This is a genomic window from Lactococcus lactis, assembly GCF_029023865.1.
GTDB classification, from domain to species: Bacteria; Bacillota; Bacilli; order Lactobacillales; family Streptococcaceae; genus Lactococcus; species Lactococcus lactis.
The window spans coordinates 1,952,919-1,966,096 of the sequence record NZ_CP118969.1 but is presented as its reverse complement, the minus strand read 5'-3'; the positions used below and the strand labels follow the sequence as shown (position 1 = coordinate 1,966,096).

General features: G+C 32.9%; 15 protein-coding genes. 10 read left to right on the top strand and 5 right to left on the bottom strand.

Features of this window, described 5'->3' with window-relative positions; translation table 11 throughout:
• Positions 1-398: 398 nt before the first annotated feature.
• From PYW37_RS09705 to PYW37_RS09685, 5 genes are all read right to left on the bottom strand, one after another.
• Positions 399-1,097, bottom strand: a complete 699-nt coding sequence (locus PYW37_RS09705; RefSeq protein ID WP_025017231.1) for a TIGR00266 family protein — start codon at positions 1,095-1,097, stop codon at positions 399-401.
• A gap of 156 nt (positions 1,098-1,253) precedes the next feature.
• Positions 1,254-1,634: a hypothetical protein gene (locus tag PYW37_RS09700; RefSeq protein ID WP_012897301.1), complete on the bottom strand. Its 381-nt coding sequence runs from the start codon at positions 1,632-1,634 to the stop codon at positions 1,254-1,256.
• Positions 1,594-3,060 (bottom strand): Y-family DNA polymerase, encoded by a 1,467-nt coding sequence (locus PYW37_RS09695; RefSeq protein WP_025017232.1) that lies wholly within the window; start codon positions 3,058-3,060, stop codon positions 1,594-1,596. The genes PYW37_RS09700 and PYW37_RS09695 overlap by 41 nt, the downstream gene beginning before the upstream one ends.
• Before the next feature lie 531 nt (positions 3,061-3,591).
• Positions 3,592-4,125: a GNAT family N-acetyltransferase gene (locus PYW37_RS09690; RefSeq protein WP_023189525.1), complete on the bottom strand. Its 534-nt coding sequence runs from the start codon at positions 4,123-4,125 to the stop codon at positions 3,592-3,594.
• A gap of 213 nt (positions 4,126-4,338) precedes the next feature.
• Positions 4,339-4,770 (bottom strand): MarR family winged helix-turn-helix transcriptional regulator, encoded by a 432-nt coding sequence (locus tag PYW37_RS09685; RefSeq protein WP_025016870.1) that lies wholly within the window; start codon positions 4,768-4,770, stop codon positions 4,339-4,341.
• 100 nt (positions 4,771-4,870) lie between these two features.
• Between PYW37_RS09685 and PYW37_RS09680 the strand changes: the two genes are divergently transcribed.
• The 10 genes from PYW37_RS09680 to glyA all read left to right on the top strand — a co-directional run bounded on the left by PYW37_RS09680 (position 4,871) and on the right by glyA (position 13,126).
• Positions 4,871-5,284, top strand: a complete 414-nt coding sequence (locus PYW37_RS09680; RefSeq protein WP_017864190.1) for an Ohr family peroxiredoxin — start codon at positions 4,871-4,873, stop codon at positions 5,282-5,284.
• Between the two features lie 527 nt (positions 5,285-5,811).
• A complete protein-coding gene (locus PYW37_RS09675) occupies positions 5,812-6,381 on the top strand; it encodes a thymidine kinase (protein WP_023189527.1) in 570 nt (189 codons plus the stop codon).
• A 55-nt stretch (positions 6,382-6,436) separates the two neighbouring features.
• Positions 6,437-6,880, top strand: coding sequence for a hypothetical protein (locus tag PYW37_RS09670; RefSeq protein ID WP_025016869.1), 444 nt, complete (start codon positions 6,437-6,439; stop codon positions 6,878-6,880).
• A 17-nt stretch (positions 6,881-6,897) separates the two neighbouring features.
• The gene (gene prfA, locus PYW37_RS09665; RefSeq protein WP_003129495.1) at positions 6,898-7,971 is read left to right on the top strand and encodes a peptide chain release factor 1; all 1,074 of its coding nucleotides are present in this window, start codon (positions 6,898-6,900) and stop codon (positions 7,969-7,971) included.
• Complete coding sequence (locus PYW37_RS09660; protein WP_025016868.1) at positions 7,971-8,498, top strand: hypothetical protein; 528 nt, start codon at positions 7,971-7,973, stop codon at positions 8,496-8,498. Before prfA ends, PYW37_RS09660 begins: the two co-directional genes overlap by 1 nt.
• Positions 8,499-8,560: 62 nt before the next feature.
• On the top strand, positions 8,561-9,316 hold the full coding sequence (gene nfsA / locus PYW37_RS09655) for an oxygen-insensitive NADPH nitroreductase (RefSeq protein WP_023189530.1): 756 nt from the start codon (positions 8,561-8,563) through the stop codon (positions 9,314-9,316).
• Between the two features lie 105 nt (positions 9,317-9,421).
• Positions 9,422-10,234: a peptide chain release factor N(5)-glutamine methyltransferase gene (gene prmC / locus PYW37_RS09650; protein ID WP_023189531.1), complete on the top strand. Its 813-nt coding sequence runs from the start codon at positions 9,422-9,424 to the stop codon at positions 10,232-10,234.
• Positions 10,235-10,267: 33 nt separating this feature from the next.
• The gene (locus PYW37_RS09645; protein WP_012897311.1) at positions 10,268-10,732 is read left to right on the top strand and encodes a GNAT family N-acetyltransferase; all 465 of its coding nucleotides are present in this window, start codon (positions 10,268-10,270) and stop codon (positions 10,730-10,732) included.
• 332 nt (positions 10,733-11,064) lie between these two features.
• Positions 11,065-11,649: an L-threonylcarbamoyladenylate synthase gene (locus PYW37_RS13320; RefSeq protein WP_032943445.1), complete on the top strand. Its 585-nt coding sequence runs from the start codon at positions 11,065-11,067 to the stop codon at positions 11,647-11,649.
• A 229-nt stretch (positions 11,650-11,878) separates the two neighbouring features.
• Positions 11,879-13,126 (top strand): serine hydroxymethyltransferase, encoded by a 1,248-nt coding sequence (glyA, locus tag PYW37_RS09635; RefSeq protein ID WP_021723141.1) that lies wholly within the window; start codon positions 11,879-11,881, stop codon positions 13,124-13,126.
• Positions 13,127-13,178 lie beyond the last annotated feature (52 nt).

Below are 13,178 nucleotides of genomic sequence, written 5' to 3'. Positions count from 1 at the left end.
AGATTTCCGTCGATATTTAAAAGTCCAAGAGGTTCCAAAGCTTTGGCTTTTCGGTCTCTACGAAAATCACAGTATTATTAGAAATACAAGCTTAAGATAATCAAGTGCCAGAAATTTTGTTTTTATTTATATTTTAGTTTATATAATGATATTTCAGTTCGTGGCATTTCAATAAATAAAAAGATTTGAATGTATTAGAATAACTAAAGAATGTTCAAAACCAATTTAAGATATAGAATTATTACTGAATGTTAGTGTAGCAATATACGATAGAAACTAAAATAAAATTTAGTGTGAAAATAGTGTGCAAAATTTAAAATACATAAAACAACAAGATATTATTGAAAAATAAGGAAATTTATAAAATAAAAAGCCACTAAAGTTTAGTGACTTTTTATTTATCCTTTACTTGGTATGAATGGAATGATTGACTGTGCGAGGGCTTCAACATTTCTACTTTGAATCAGGATTTTTCCCTTACCTCGAAATTTATTAACTAACCCTTCTCCTGTCTTAAAACCAAATGTTCCGGAAGCAACTTCAATTGAATAACTCAAAGATTCAGTCCATGCTAAAACATGTTGATTATCAACTACAAAATCTTCTGTTCCATCAAGAGCTATTTCTACAATATCCCCGTAACCGCTGATTAACATCTTTCCGCTGCCCTGTGTTTTCATCACAAAAAGACCACCAGTTCCTCCAAATAATGCTCCATCTAATTTTTGACGTTCCATTATGTAATGGACACCACCCTCACTAACGAGGAATGCCCCTGTGTTAAGATTCCACTGTTCTTGACCGACAAGAATTTCCTTGATTGAACCAAGGCTAGCAGGAGCAAGCGAAATTTTACCATTTGCACCTATTGCGCTTGCCTTAGTAATAAAGAAACTTTCTCCACTTGTAATTGAACGACCAAGAGCTTTTAAAGCACCTCCAAGTCCTCCTTTTCCATTGCTGTTCATTTTTCCTTCAAGTTTAACAGCAGCGTTATGATAGACCATCGCTCCAGACTCAATTTGAATCTCTTCATTATTGTCAAGACTAATCTCCACTAGTGGTGCCATTGATGTTGAACTTAGTTGATATTCCATAAATCTTCTCCTTTTGAACTTATTCTTTAAACAATTATATCATGAGATGTCATCTGAATAAATATTAAAAATTATTCTTATTTATGAAATTATTGTATTCAAAGAAGCTATAGTAATAAAAAAGCATGTTTGGACATAACATGCTTTTTTCATTAATTATGAAATATTTATAATTTTTTCGATAGATATGAGGTGAATTTTATCTGTGGATTTTATTCTAACTTGATTATTGATAAATTCTGATACAAAACCAAAAACTTCAGTTATTTTATCCTTAGATTGATATTTAATTTTGACTTGTACTTGATTAGTAAATGACTGGTTGAGAAGATGAAGTATAATGTGATGTGATAAAGGTTGTAAGATTTTATCACTATTTTGCTCTTTAACAAATGCATTTTGGGCCTCGGTCAACTCTCCGGTCGCAAATGATCCCCATTTCATCATTCCTCTATCCTGATATGCTCGAATGACTTCATAGGAACTATAAGAACGGTCAACTGACATCTTTATCCTCCTTATTTTGACTTGCTGCATGACCTCCAATAAGTTTATTTCGATAAATCACACGTGAACCTTCGGATAAACTACTTGCTTTTTGAATGGATAGAAAATCGAATTTTTCTCTGATTTCGTCAATGGCTTTTTGAAGGGATTCCTGCTTTTCGTTGGATTGATTTTCTTCAACAGTTTCAAATAAAGAAAGTTGTTTGACCGAATTATCAGAGAGTTGATTGCCACTTATTCCTATTTGCCTTACTGCTCCACCTTGATATTTTTCACGAAATAAACGAATTGCGAGGTCTTGCAGTTCCTTTGTATTTTGTGTTGCTTCAATATTGCGTGAAATTTTAATAGAAGAGTGTTCAGAGCTTTCTGCAGCACCCACATAAAGTGAAAGATTGCTTGCCATTCTTCCTCCCTTTCTTAGCCTTATCGCTAAGTTTTCAGCCATTTCTTTAATCACAAGTTCTATTTCTTTTTGTTTATGGTAGTCACGAGGTAGAATTTGAGAATTGCTGAAGCTAGAAGATTTAGGAATATATTTTTCCCTTACATTACTTTCATCAATTCCATTTGCATGGAAAAAATGTTGGAGTCCAATTGTGCCTAATTTTTGTTTAAGGAGAAGAGGGTCAGCATTTGCAAGCTCTTTAATAGAACTGATTCCTAACTTGTTCAAACGTTTCTCAGTTCGTTTTCCAATTCCCCAGAAGTCAGTCATCTTAGGAAGAGTCCAGAGTTTACTAGGCACATCTTCATACCGTATTAATGCTCTCATATTCTGATTATGTTTGGTATAGTTATCCATGGCAAGTTTTGCAAGTAGAGGATTATCACCCATCCCTACAGTTACATAAAGCCCTAACTTATCCAAAATCTCACGTTGTAAATCTAAAGCAATCAGATTCATTTGCTCATATCGGTTTCTAATATCAGGATAGAAGAAGTTAAGAGATTCTGTGATATCTAAAAATGATTCATCAATTGAGTAAGAGTGAATTTCTTCAATTGATGTGTAATTGGTTAGAATTTCAGTAACTTTGATTTTATAATCTACATAGAGCTGCATTTGAGGCGGAACAAGCCATGTTCGTTTTGCCCAGGATTCGATGAAAGCGACATGCTGCAAAGTTGGTTCAGTCCGTTGTCCGTAAATATCCGTATGTGTTCGATACCATTGTGGGAAATTGAATTTCCTTGTTTCAATAATAAAGGGTAAATCACTGGCACGACTTATGTTTTTCATTCCAAAGACTTTTTTAAAAGTAGGACTAGAGGCAAGCGTTAAACCTTTAGTGTTATCTGCACGACTCATGACGCAAAGAGAAGTTGTCAAAGGGTTAAGATTTCGTTGAACGCACTCAATAGAAGCGTAATTTGATTTGACATCTTCAAAAAGGATAGCTCTGCTAGGTTCAAGTGAGTAGTCAAAAAAGTTATTTAATTTATGTTTATCCATCTCTCCCCTTCAGTAACATATTTAATACAAAACATCTGTTTATCTGATATTATACTCTAAAAAAAACCATTAATCAATGGATAATATCAGAAAAAATAGTAAAAAGATAAAAAATATCTCAGTTTGTTCCTTCCCCCAAAAAAAGAGATTATTTTCTGCTATAGTTAGATTTAGAGAAGGGCAAAGAAGTTCTGTATTTGATTCATTATTTAAAAAATATCTATCAAAATTTTGAATATAGTAATGGTGACTTAAATATTGAAGCAAACGACCACAAACACCAGAAGATAAAAATATTTAAGAATAATTGATGTAAGTTTTAGGAAAACTCCAATTTTTAAGAAAGATATTTAATCAGTTCAAATATGCAAATATTACTGGTCCTCTTTGTAGCAATGAATTTAAAGAAATCATAATAAAATTTAATGGGTAGAATTTAAAATAAATTAAAAAATATTGTTAAAAAAGAAAATTTATAAAATAAAAAACCACTAAAAAAATAGTGGTTTTTACTTATTTTTATATTTTTAATTATTTAATACAAAATTCATAAAATACGCAATCGTCCCATCCTTTGTTAGCAAAGCTCTTGAGATTGGTTCTCCCGCGAAATACAAATTGATGTTTTTCATAAAGTTTCTGTGCAGGTGTATTTTTAAAATTAGTATCTAATCTAATAGTTACCATACTATTACTTTTGCCAAAATCTTTAATAAAGTTGATCATGGCACTTGCAATTCCTTGATTTAATTTTTTAGGATCTATAATTAAAGTATGGATTACCAATATTTGATTAGGATCAAGCTCTGGAGTGCTCCAGGTAATATTTTCATACTCTTTATCTGATTGATTATTTAGAATCACAGTCCCTGAAACAATATCATTTGAATCATAACAAACAAAGAGCTGAGATAAGTCAATTGCTTTTAGAGCTGTATCAATTGAGGGATAAATATTTTTTATCCAACTCGTTTGTTTTTCATCAATCAATGGTAAAGAATTATCATAGAATTTAGCAACTGCGGGTTTATCTTGCTCTGTAGCAAGGCGTACAAAGTATTTCATCTTACATTCTCCTATTTTAAGATTGAGAAATTATAGCATAAAAAAATAATCATAGCAAACACCAATTTTGCAATAGTCTTTAATGCGTGTATTGATATCAAATCATTAGCGGATAATTATTGGACAGGACAATGATCAAGCATTGCGAGAAGTTCAAGATATTCGAGCAAAATCTGATCAGGCTGTAAAAGATGTATAATAAATAAAAAATATTTAAATCTCTGTTTTCAAACTTTTATTTAAAGTAAGTAATTGCGAGAGAAGTAAGTCATAATTAATATTCTCGTTGCAAGAAACTAAACTGTCACCAATTTCAAGAGAGATAGAAGGTAATTCCTTTTTAACTTGTGCTCCCTTATCTGTGAGAAATAACTCAACACTTCTTTCATCTTTATCAGAACGTTTTCTTATAATGTATCCTTTTGCTTCCAATCTTTTTAGTAGAGGGCTTAATGTACCAGAATCTAAAGAGAGTTCATCGCCTAATTTATTTATTGTCATCTCGTTTTCAATTGCTAACATAGCGATAAATCCAGTATAAGTAAGCGAATATCTATTTAAATAAGAATTATATTTTTTTATAATTTCCTTTGAAGCAATGTATAATTGAAAGCATAATTCCTTACTAAGAATATTGTCTGTCATATTTTCTCCCATCATTTCATTATATCTGAATCTATATATTTGTCAAACGTGATTGTATTTAGTACAATTATATTGTAAACAATACAAAAGGGGGATTTCAATGAAAAAAATATTTTCTACAAAAATGATAAATACTGGCGGTCGAAATGGCGAAGTCCATTCTCCAGATAAAAGTTTTAATTTAGATATTATTGCACCAGGCAGAAAGGTTGAAGGAGCGACAAATCCAGAGCAATTATTTGCTGCAGGATATAGCGCTTGTTTTAATAGTGCTTTAGACTATATTAAAAAATCAAAAAATATAGAGGGTGAATCAACTATTGAAGTTACAGTTTCTCTCTATAATTTAAGTCAAAATGAAATTCCAGATGTAGTATTAGGAGTTGATATTACAGGACATATCGAAGGAGTGAGTGCTGAAGAAACAGAAGAACTCTTGAAACTAACACATAAAACTTGCCCATATTCCCGCGCTACTCAAGGTAATATTGAAGTAACGATAAAGGCTATCTAAAAGATTTTTCTAAAATCAGTTTTCCAAGATTAAACTTTTTACTAAGTTTAGGGAGCACAAAACTCTTATTATTTTTTGTTTTGATGATATACTGAAAATAAAAGATAACAATAGTTAATGCAGGATTTAAAATACAAAAATCAGCGAGGAGCTTATTAGAAATTTTAAAAGTAAAAAAGCCAATAACAAAAATATTGGTTTTTTTATTTTAAGAAATTCCAGAATAGGTGTTTTCATCTCGAGTGCAAGAAAAAAATAAAAAAATAGATAAAAGGACCTTATTGCTAAGAAATTATAAAGATATACATTAAATGAAGTAACCTTTCCAATCTTTGAAGGTTTAATAAAGCAGAGAGAAGGGTTAAAATATAAATGAAATATGATATAATTTAAGTTGTGTTTTAATTTGACCTCATTGAGTAAAAATTAGAGAAATCGAGAAAGTTTATGAAGTAATCTTTAAAGATTTTGAAGTACAGAACTTTTGATATCAATGGTATAGAAGCTAAAAAATAAAAGGAAAAGTAATGGCGCAATTATATTTCAAATATGGGACGATGAATTCAGGGAAATCAATTGAGATTTTGAAAGTGGCTTATAATTATGAGGAACAGGGTAAGCCTGTTTTATTAATGACTTCTAGTCTAGATACACGCGCAGGGGTTGGGACAGTTGCTAGTCGAATCGGGATGAAAGCTGAAGCTGTCGCAATTGATGAGGAAATGTCTGTTTTTGATTATGTGAACAGCCTGCCAGCTAAACCTTTTTGTGTGCTGATTGACGAGGCACAATTTTTAAATAAAAAACATGTCTATGATTTTGCGCGTGTTGTGGATGAACTAAATGTTCCAGTCATGGCTTTTGGTTTGAAAAATGATTTTCGTAATGAGCTTTTTGAAGGCTCAAAATATTTACTTTTGCTTGCGGACAAAATCGAAGAAATTAAAACAATTTGTTGGTATTGTAGTAAAAAGGCAACAATGGTGATTCGGACAATTGATGGAAAACCAGTTTATGAAGGTGAACAGTTGCAGATTGGTGGAAACGAAACCTATATTCCTGTTTGTCGTAAACATTATTTTAAGCCAGAAATTTAAAAAATAAGATTAGAATTTTACACGAACAGACTTTATATCAAGAGGGAGGAACTCGATGTTTTATCATTTTAAAGGAACGATTACTGGTGAGGATTATCAAAGAATTCTTGGTCAAATGACCAAGCGGATGATGCTTGTTTTTTCAGGAATTATGCTTATTTTTTTGGTTATTAATTTATTTATGAGTAAGGGGCAATGGCTTTGGCCGGTTGTTTCTGCTTTACTTGTTCTTGTTTTAGGAAATCTTTTTTTACATTGGCAATTGAAAAGTCGTTTTTTGAAAAATTTTAAGCCACAAGAACTTGATATGTATGTGACAGAGGAACAAATTAAAGCTCAAATGAATGTACGTAATGTCGAAATTTTTTCAGATCGTGTGCACTTTTTTCAAGGTAGAAATCAAGTGATGATTTTTAAAAAAGACATGCTGCAAGATGTGACACAATGGGATTCGTTTGTCAATATGGCCAAAAATTTACCATTACAAACTAAAAAATAATTAAAGGAAATAGAGAAATGTTTGATCAGTTAGAATCAATAGTTGGAAGATATGAAGAATTGGGTGAGTTATTGTCTGACCCTGAGGTGGTTTCGGATACAAAGCGTTTTATGGAATTATCGCGTGAAGAAGCAGATTTACGTGATAAAGTAGCGACTTATAATGAATACAAAAAAGTTCTTGAAACAATTTCTGATAGTGAAGAAATGCTTGGCGAAGGTGGACTTGATGATGATATGAAAGAAATGCTCAAAGAAGAACTTTCATCAGCAAAATCACAAAAAGAGCTTTTGGAAGAAGAAATCAAAATTTTGCTTTTGCCAAAAGACCCAAATGATGGAAAAAATATTATTTTAGAAATTCGTGGAGCTGCTGGTGGTGATGAAGCTGCACTTTTTGCTGGTGATTTGTTGAATATGTACCAACATTTTTCTGAATCACAAGGTTGGAAGTTTGAAATTATGGAAGCAAACATCACCGGAATTGGTGGATATAAAGAGGTTTCAGCTTTAATTTCTGGTCCATCTGTTTATTCAAAATTGAAATATGAATCTGGTGCTCACCGAGTACAACGTGTTCCTGTAACCGAAACACAAGGGCGGGTCCATACATCAACGGCTACTGTTCTTGTTATGCCTGAGGTTGAAGAATTTGAGATGACAATCGACCAAAAAGATTTACGTGTGGATATTTACCATGCCTCTGGTGCTGGTGGACAGAATGTCAATAAGGTTGCTACTGCGGTACGTATGGTCCATTTACCAACTGGGATTAAAGTGGAAATGCAAGAAGAACGGACGCAACAAAAAAATCGGGATAAAGCTATTAAATTGTTGAATACAAAAGTCTTTGATTACTATCAACAAATTGAATTGGATAAGCAAAATGCAGAACGTAAATCAACTGTCGGAACTGGGGATCGTTCTGAGCGGATTAGAACTTACAATTTCCCACAAAACCGTGTGACTGATCACCGGATTGGCTTAACTTTACAAAAGTTGGATAGTATTTTATCTGGGAAAATGGATGAAGTGATTGATGCTTTGATTGTCTATGACCAAACTAAAAAATTAGAAGAATTAAATAAATAATAAATTTTGAATTTGAAGATTTTGTTATTCGAGAAGTGGGACATGAAAATAGGAAAATGCAAACTTCGAAAAAGGTGAATAATGTTTCAACAGATGTGACTATTTTTAAGGTCAAAGGCTTTGATTTATCTTTTGATTTACTTTATTGTAGGGGGGGAAATGGAGATGTTTGGGTAGTTGCTGAAAAGATGGAGTCTCTTTCTAAGCATTTGCACCGAGCGCAAAGAACTCGGATGTCAATTGAAAATTATAAAGAAAAGCAATATTGTCGACTTTGGCAAGAAGTAAAAAAAGATGAAGACTGGAGTCGGACCAATAAAAGTTTACCTTTGTCTGAATTGGGAAAATATAGTAAAAATCCTTTACGTCAATCTTTCTCAGAACTTGGAGCAAAACTTGGAACTTTAGAAGAGTTGGTTTCCGAAACAAATCAAAATCGAAAGCAGTATGCTTTGCTTTTTCCAGCTCAAGAAGTAAAAATCCCTTTATGTGCTTATCTTTTAACTCGAATTTCACCTCTTATTTAGTAGAGAATCTTGTAAAATAATGATTATTTATAAAAATTATTAGTAGTGAGGAACTTATTTTGATGAATGATGAAACAATCATGAATCCAACGATTGAAAAAATGTTGCTCCACGCATCAGTTCGTGATTTTAAAGAGAAGCCTTTGTCAGCTGATGTCAAGGAGTTGTTGCTAAAAGCTGCACAGTCTGGAGCTTCATCTAATTTTCTACAAGCTTATTCAATCATTGAGATAGCGGATAATGAATTACGTCGTGAACTGGCTAGGATATCAGGTTCAGATGATTATGTGAATCAAACAGGTGTTTTTTATATATTTGTGGCTGACTGGTATCGACAAGCTCAGATTTTACAGACGGAAAATAAGGACGTGAAGGCTCTCCAGAATATGGAAGCATTGACGGTTGCCATTGTTGATACTACAATTGCTGCACAGAATATGGCGATAGCTGCAGAATCTATGGGGCTTGGAATCTGTTATATTGGTGGGATTCGTAATGATATTGCTAAAGTGGCAGAGTTACTGAATTTACCAGAATTGACTGTTCCACTTTTTGGTCTTACAATTGGGATGCCAAAAACACGAAATGAAGTTAAACCACGTTTACCAAGAGCAAATATTTTGTCAGTTAATGCTTATAATCGTGTGACAGTGAGTGATTTACAGGCTTATAATGAACAAACTTCAGATTACTATGCCAATCGGAGTCATCATCAAAAGTCTACTGATTGGACGCAGGAAATGAGCAATTTTCTGACAAAGCCACGGCGTGAGGATGTTGCCAAATTTTTGAAAAAGCAAGGATTTACATTAAACTGAAAGATTGATTAAGCCTGATTTTATTGGGCTTTTTTGCTATACTTGGAAGAGTAATTTAAAAAGATATTAGAAAAATAATTAATATTGGAAAGTAGAAAAAGAAAAATGCTTTGGATTGAAGCTGTGCGAACTTTGTCAGCAGATTTAGAAGACCCTTTTGAGTTGGAATTTGTCTGGCGAAATTTACATGAACTTGATAAATTATCTTGGTTGAATTTGATGCGAGAAAAAATTACTGACCAAGAATTAAAATTACTGACAGAAGTGTCAGAACGTCTTCATCAAAATGAGCCTCCACAATATATAGTGGGTTGGGCAGAATTCCGTGATTTGAAATTGAAGGTCGATAAGCGTGTTTTAATTCCTCGTCCTGAAACTGAAGAATTAGTGGAAATGATTTTGGCTGAAAATGAGAATGATTCCCTCAAAATTTTAGATATTGGAACAGGGTCAGGAGCGATTGCCATTTCTCTAGCTCAAGCGCGTGAAAATTGGACAGTAAAAGCTTCTGATATTTCTAAAGAGGCACTAACTTTAGCAGCTGAAAATGCTGAAATAAATCAGGCTAATTTGGAATTCGTTCAATCAGATGTACTAGATAAAATTACTGACAGCTTTGATATTATCGTTTCTAATCCGCCATATATTGCTTTTGATGAAACTTACGAAATGGATAATTCTGTCATTAAATATGAACCTGATTTAGCGCTTTTTGCGGAAAATCAGGGATTAGCAATTTATCAAAAAATTGCTGACCAAGCGGTCAATCATCTGACCGATAATGGAAAAATTTATTTGGAAATCGGCTATAAGCAAGGGCAAGCTGTGCAAGCTATTTTTCAAGAAAAATTTACTGACAAGCTTGTTAGTATTCATCAGGATATATTTGGAAAAGATCGAATGATTAGTGTCAAGTGATAAAAGCTACTGTTGCAATATTTAAGGAGAAAAATGAATTCTTTAATTTTTGAACAAGTATTTCAGCAAAAAGAAGATTTTTTACCAATATTATTATTAGCTGATGATGGACCACATTTAGAAAATTATCTGGAAAATGGAGATTTATTTACTCTGTCTTTAAAAAATGGCAAGACCGTTGCCTGTGCTGTAGTCATAAAAAAACAAAAAAATACTTTTGAAATTGAGAATTTCGCGGTAGAAACTAGTTTTCAAGGACAAGGATTCGGTCAGCAAATGATGAAACAACTCATCACATATTTGAAAGAAAATTTAGCAGCTGATGAGCTAATTCTTGGAACAGATGATGTTTCAAACAATGTAGCTTTCTATGAAAAATGCGGCTTCACAATTACTCATAAAATTTCCAATTATTTTCTTGATAATTATGATCATCCTATTTTTGAAGGAAAAGTTCAGTTAAAAGATAAAATATATTTAAGAAAGAAGTTAAAATGAAAGTTGAAAATGATTTACGAACAATGTCCTCTTTTTTGCAAGTGCAATTAAAAGATATCAAAACTTTGGTTGAGTCAAACAAGATAGACCAAGCTAAAGAAAATTTGAAGTTCGTGCAAGGGGGACTCAATAATTTTGCTAACGAACTTGAAAAAGTCGAAGGTGGATTTTATGGTATTATTGGCTTTCTTTTTCGTCGTCCCTACAAAGTACCAGATGATTTGAAAAATATTAGAGAAAATCTTTTTATTGAAGCAAAAACATTACAAAAAGAACTAGACAAGCAGTCAGAAAAAGAGAATAATAATAAAAACCGCTTATCAGCTAGAGCTATCAAAGCACTAAAATCTGGTCAGTTAGCTATTTTACCGACAGAAACAGTTTACGGTCTCTTTGCAGATGCGATGAATGAAGAAGCAGTCCAAAAACTCTATTCAGTCAAAGGACGTCCAACAGAAAAAGCTTTAAATATGAATATTTCAAGCTTTGAAGATATTTTAAAATATTCAATCAATCAACCAGTTTATCTTCAAAAAATTGTGGAAGCCTTTCTTCCTGGCCCTTTAACTATTATTTTAGAGGCATCTAAAGATGTTCCTGAATGGATTCATATTGGAAAAAGTACTGTTGGTTTTAGAATGCCAAATATTGCAGTAACTAAAAAAATTATCAAAGAGGTCGGTGTTTTGGTCGGACCTTCTGCCAATTTAAGTGGTTCTAAAAGTCCAAGTTTCTTTGCCGATTTAAGTCCTGAAATTTTAGAAAATGCCGCAGTCGCTGTTCAAGATGATAGCATCTATGGACTAGATACAACAATCATCGATTTGACGCAAGAAAAACCAAAATTACTGCGTCAAGGGGCTGTTACTAAAGAAGAATTACTTAAAAAAGTTCCTGAACTTGGTCAAATTGAATAAAATAAGCTGAAAAAAGTAATCTAAAAATTTCCGAACATTCTTTGGCAATGATGAGATTTACAAGCCAACTTATTTCAAAAAAGAGCCTTTAGCCGATATAATAGTTTTAGAGTTGAAAGTTTGCTTGCGAAAGTAAACTAAAATTAACTGATTAAGTTTATAGCGCCAATGACTATAAAATTCTACTTATATTTTTTAAAATATCCCAAAAGACATACAAGGAGAACCAATGATTTTTGATAAAGAAGATTTTGAAAGTTTTGACCCAGAATTGTGGGCAGCCATTCATGCTGAGGAAATTCGTCAGCAACAAAATATTGAATTAATTGCTTCAGAAAATATTGTTTCAAAAGCAGTTATGGCAGCACAAGGTTCTGTTTTGACAAATAAATATGCCGAAGGTTATCCTGGGAAACGTTATTATGGCGGAACAGAAGCGGTTGATGTTGTAGAAAATTTGGCTATTGAACGAGCAAAAGAACTTTTTGGTGCAAAATTTGCCAATGTTCAACCTCATTCAGGTTCTCAAGCCAATGCGGCAGCTTATATGGCATTAATTCAACCTGGAGACACAGTCTTAGGAATGGATTTAAATGCTGGCGGTCACTTGACTCATGGAGCTTCAGTCAATTTTTCAGGAAAAACTTATCATTTTGTTCCTTATGGAGTTAATTCTGAAACTGAGCTTTTAGATTATGATGAAATTTTAAAAATTGCTAAAGAAGTTCAACCTAAACTGATTGTTGCTGGCGCTTCTGCCTATTCACGCCTGATTGATTTTGCTAAGTTCCGTGAAATCGCTGATAGTGTTGGAGCAAAATTAATGGTTGATATGGCACATATTGCTGGATTGGTAGCGACTGGTGCGCATCCTAATCCACTTCCTTATGCTGATGTCGTTACAACAACAACTCATAAGACACTCCGTGGACCACGTGGTGGAATGATTTTGACTAATGATGAAGCTTTGGCCAAGAAAATTAACTCTGCAATCTTCCCTGGAACTCAAGGTGGGCCTTTAGAACATGTCATTGCAGCAAAAGCAGTAGCTTTTAAAGAAGCACTTGATCCAGAATTCACAACCTATATTGAACAAGTCATTAAAAATACGCAAGCAATGGCTGAGGAATTTGCTAAAGTGGAAGGCTTACGATTGATAGCTGGTGGTTCAGATAATCATTTGCTTAATCTTAAAGTTTTAGACTTAGGAATTAATGGGAAAGAAGCTCAAGATTTATTGGATAGTGTTCACATCACACTCAATAAAGAAGCAATTCCTGATGAAACATTATCACCATTTAAAACTTCAGGGGTGCGAATTGGAGCAGCAGCGATTACTTCAAGAGGATTTAAAGAAGTTGAAGCGAAAAAAGTTGCACAATTGGTCTCAGAAGCTTTGGTTAATCACGATAATCAAGAAAAACTTGCGGAAGTTAGGAAAGCAGCTTTAGAACTGACTCGTCAATTTCCCTTATAATATCAAAAAATTAGACAAAGAAAATTTGTCTAATTTTTTAATGTTAAGCTAA

What these genes read in the sequence shown, in the direction of transcription:
- PYW37_RS09680 (WP_017864190.1), top strand. Translation starts at nt 4,871, where the DNA reads ATGAAAAAAATATTTTCTACAAAAATGATAAATACTGGCGGTCGAAAT.
- PYW37_RS09700 (WP_012897301.1), bottom strand. Translation starts at nt 1,634, where the DNA reads ATGCAGCAAGTCAAAATAAGGAGGATAAAGATGTCAGTTGACCGTTCT.
- PYW37_RS09695 (WP_025017232.1), bottom strand. Translation starts at nt 3,060, where the DNA reads ATGGATAAACATAAATTAAATAACTTTTTTGACTACTCACTTGAACCT.
- PYW37_RS09670 (WP_025016869.1), top strand. Translation starts at nt 6,437, where the DNA reads ATGTTTTATCATTTTAAAGGAACGATTACTGGTGAGGATTATCAAAGA.
- PYW37_RS09685 (WP_025016870.1), bottom strand. Translation starts at nt 4,770, where the DNA reads ATGACAGACAATATTCTTAGTAAGGAATTATGCTTTCAATTATACATT.
- prfA (WP_003129495.1), top strand. Translation starts at nt 6,898, where the DNA reads ATGTTTGATCAGTTAGAATCAATAGTTGGAAGATATGAAGAATTGGGT.
- nfsA (WP_023189530.1), top strand. Translation starts at nt 8,561, where the DNA reads ATGAATGATGAAACAATCATGAATCCAACGATTGAAAAAATGTTGCTC.
- prmC (WP_023189531.1), top strand. Translation starts at nt 9,422, where the DNA reads ATGCTTTGGATTGAAGCTGTGCGAACTTTGTCAGCAGATTTAGAAGAC.
- PYW37_RS09645 (WP_012897311.1), top strand. Translation starts at nt 10,268, where the DNA reads ATGAATTCTTTAATTTTTGAACAAGTATTTCAGCAAAAAGAAGATTTT.
- PYW37_RS09675 (WP_023189527.1), top strand. Translation starts at nt 5,812, where the DNA reads ATGGCGCAATTATATTTCAAATATGGGACGATGAATTCAGGGAAATCA.
- PYW37_RS09690 (WP_023189525.1), bottom strand. Translation starts at nt 4,125, where the DNA reads ATGAAATACTTTGTACGCCTTGCTACAGAGCAAGATAAACCCGCAGTT.
- glyA (WP_021723141.1), top strand. Translation starts at nt 11,879, where the DNA reads ATGATTTTTGATAAAGAAGATTTTGAAAGTTTTGACCCAGAATTGTGG.
- PYW37_RS09705 (WP_025017231.1), bottom strand. Translation starts at nt 1,097, where the DNA reads ATGGAATATCAACTAAGTTCAACATCAATGGCACCACTAGTGGAGATT.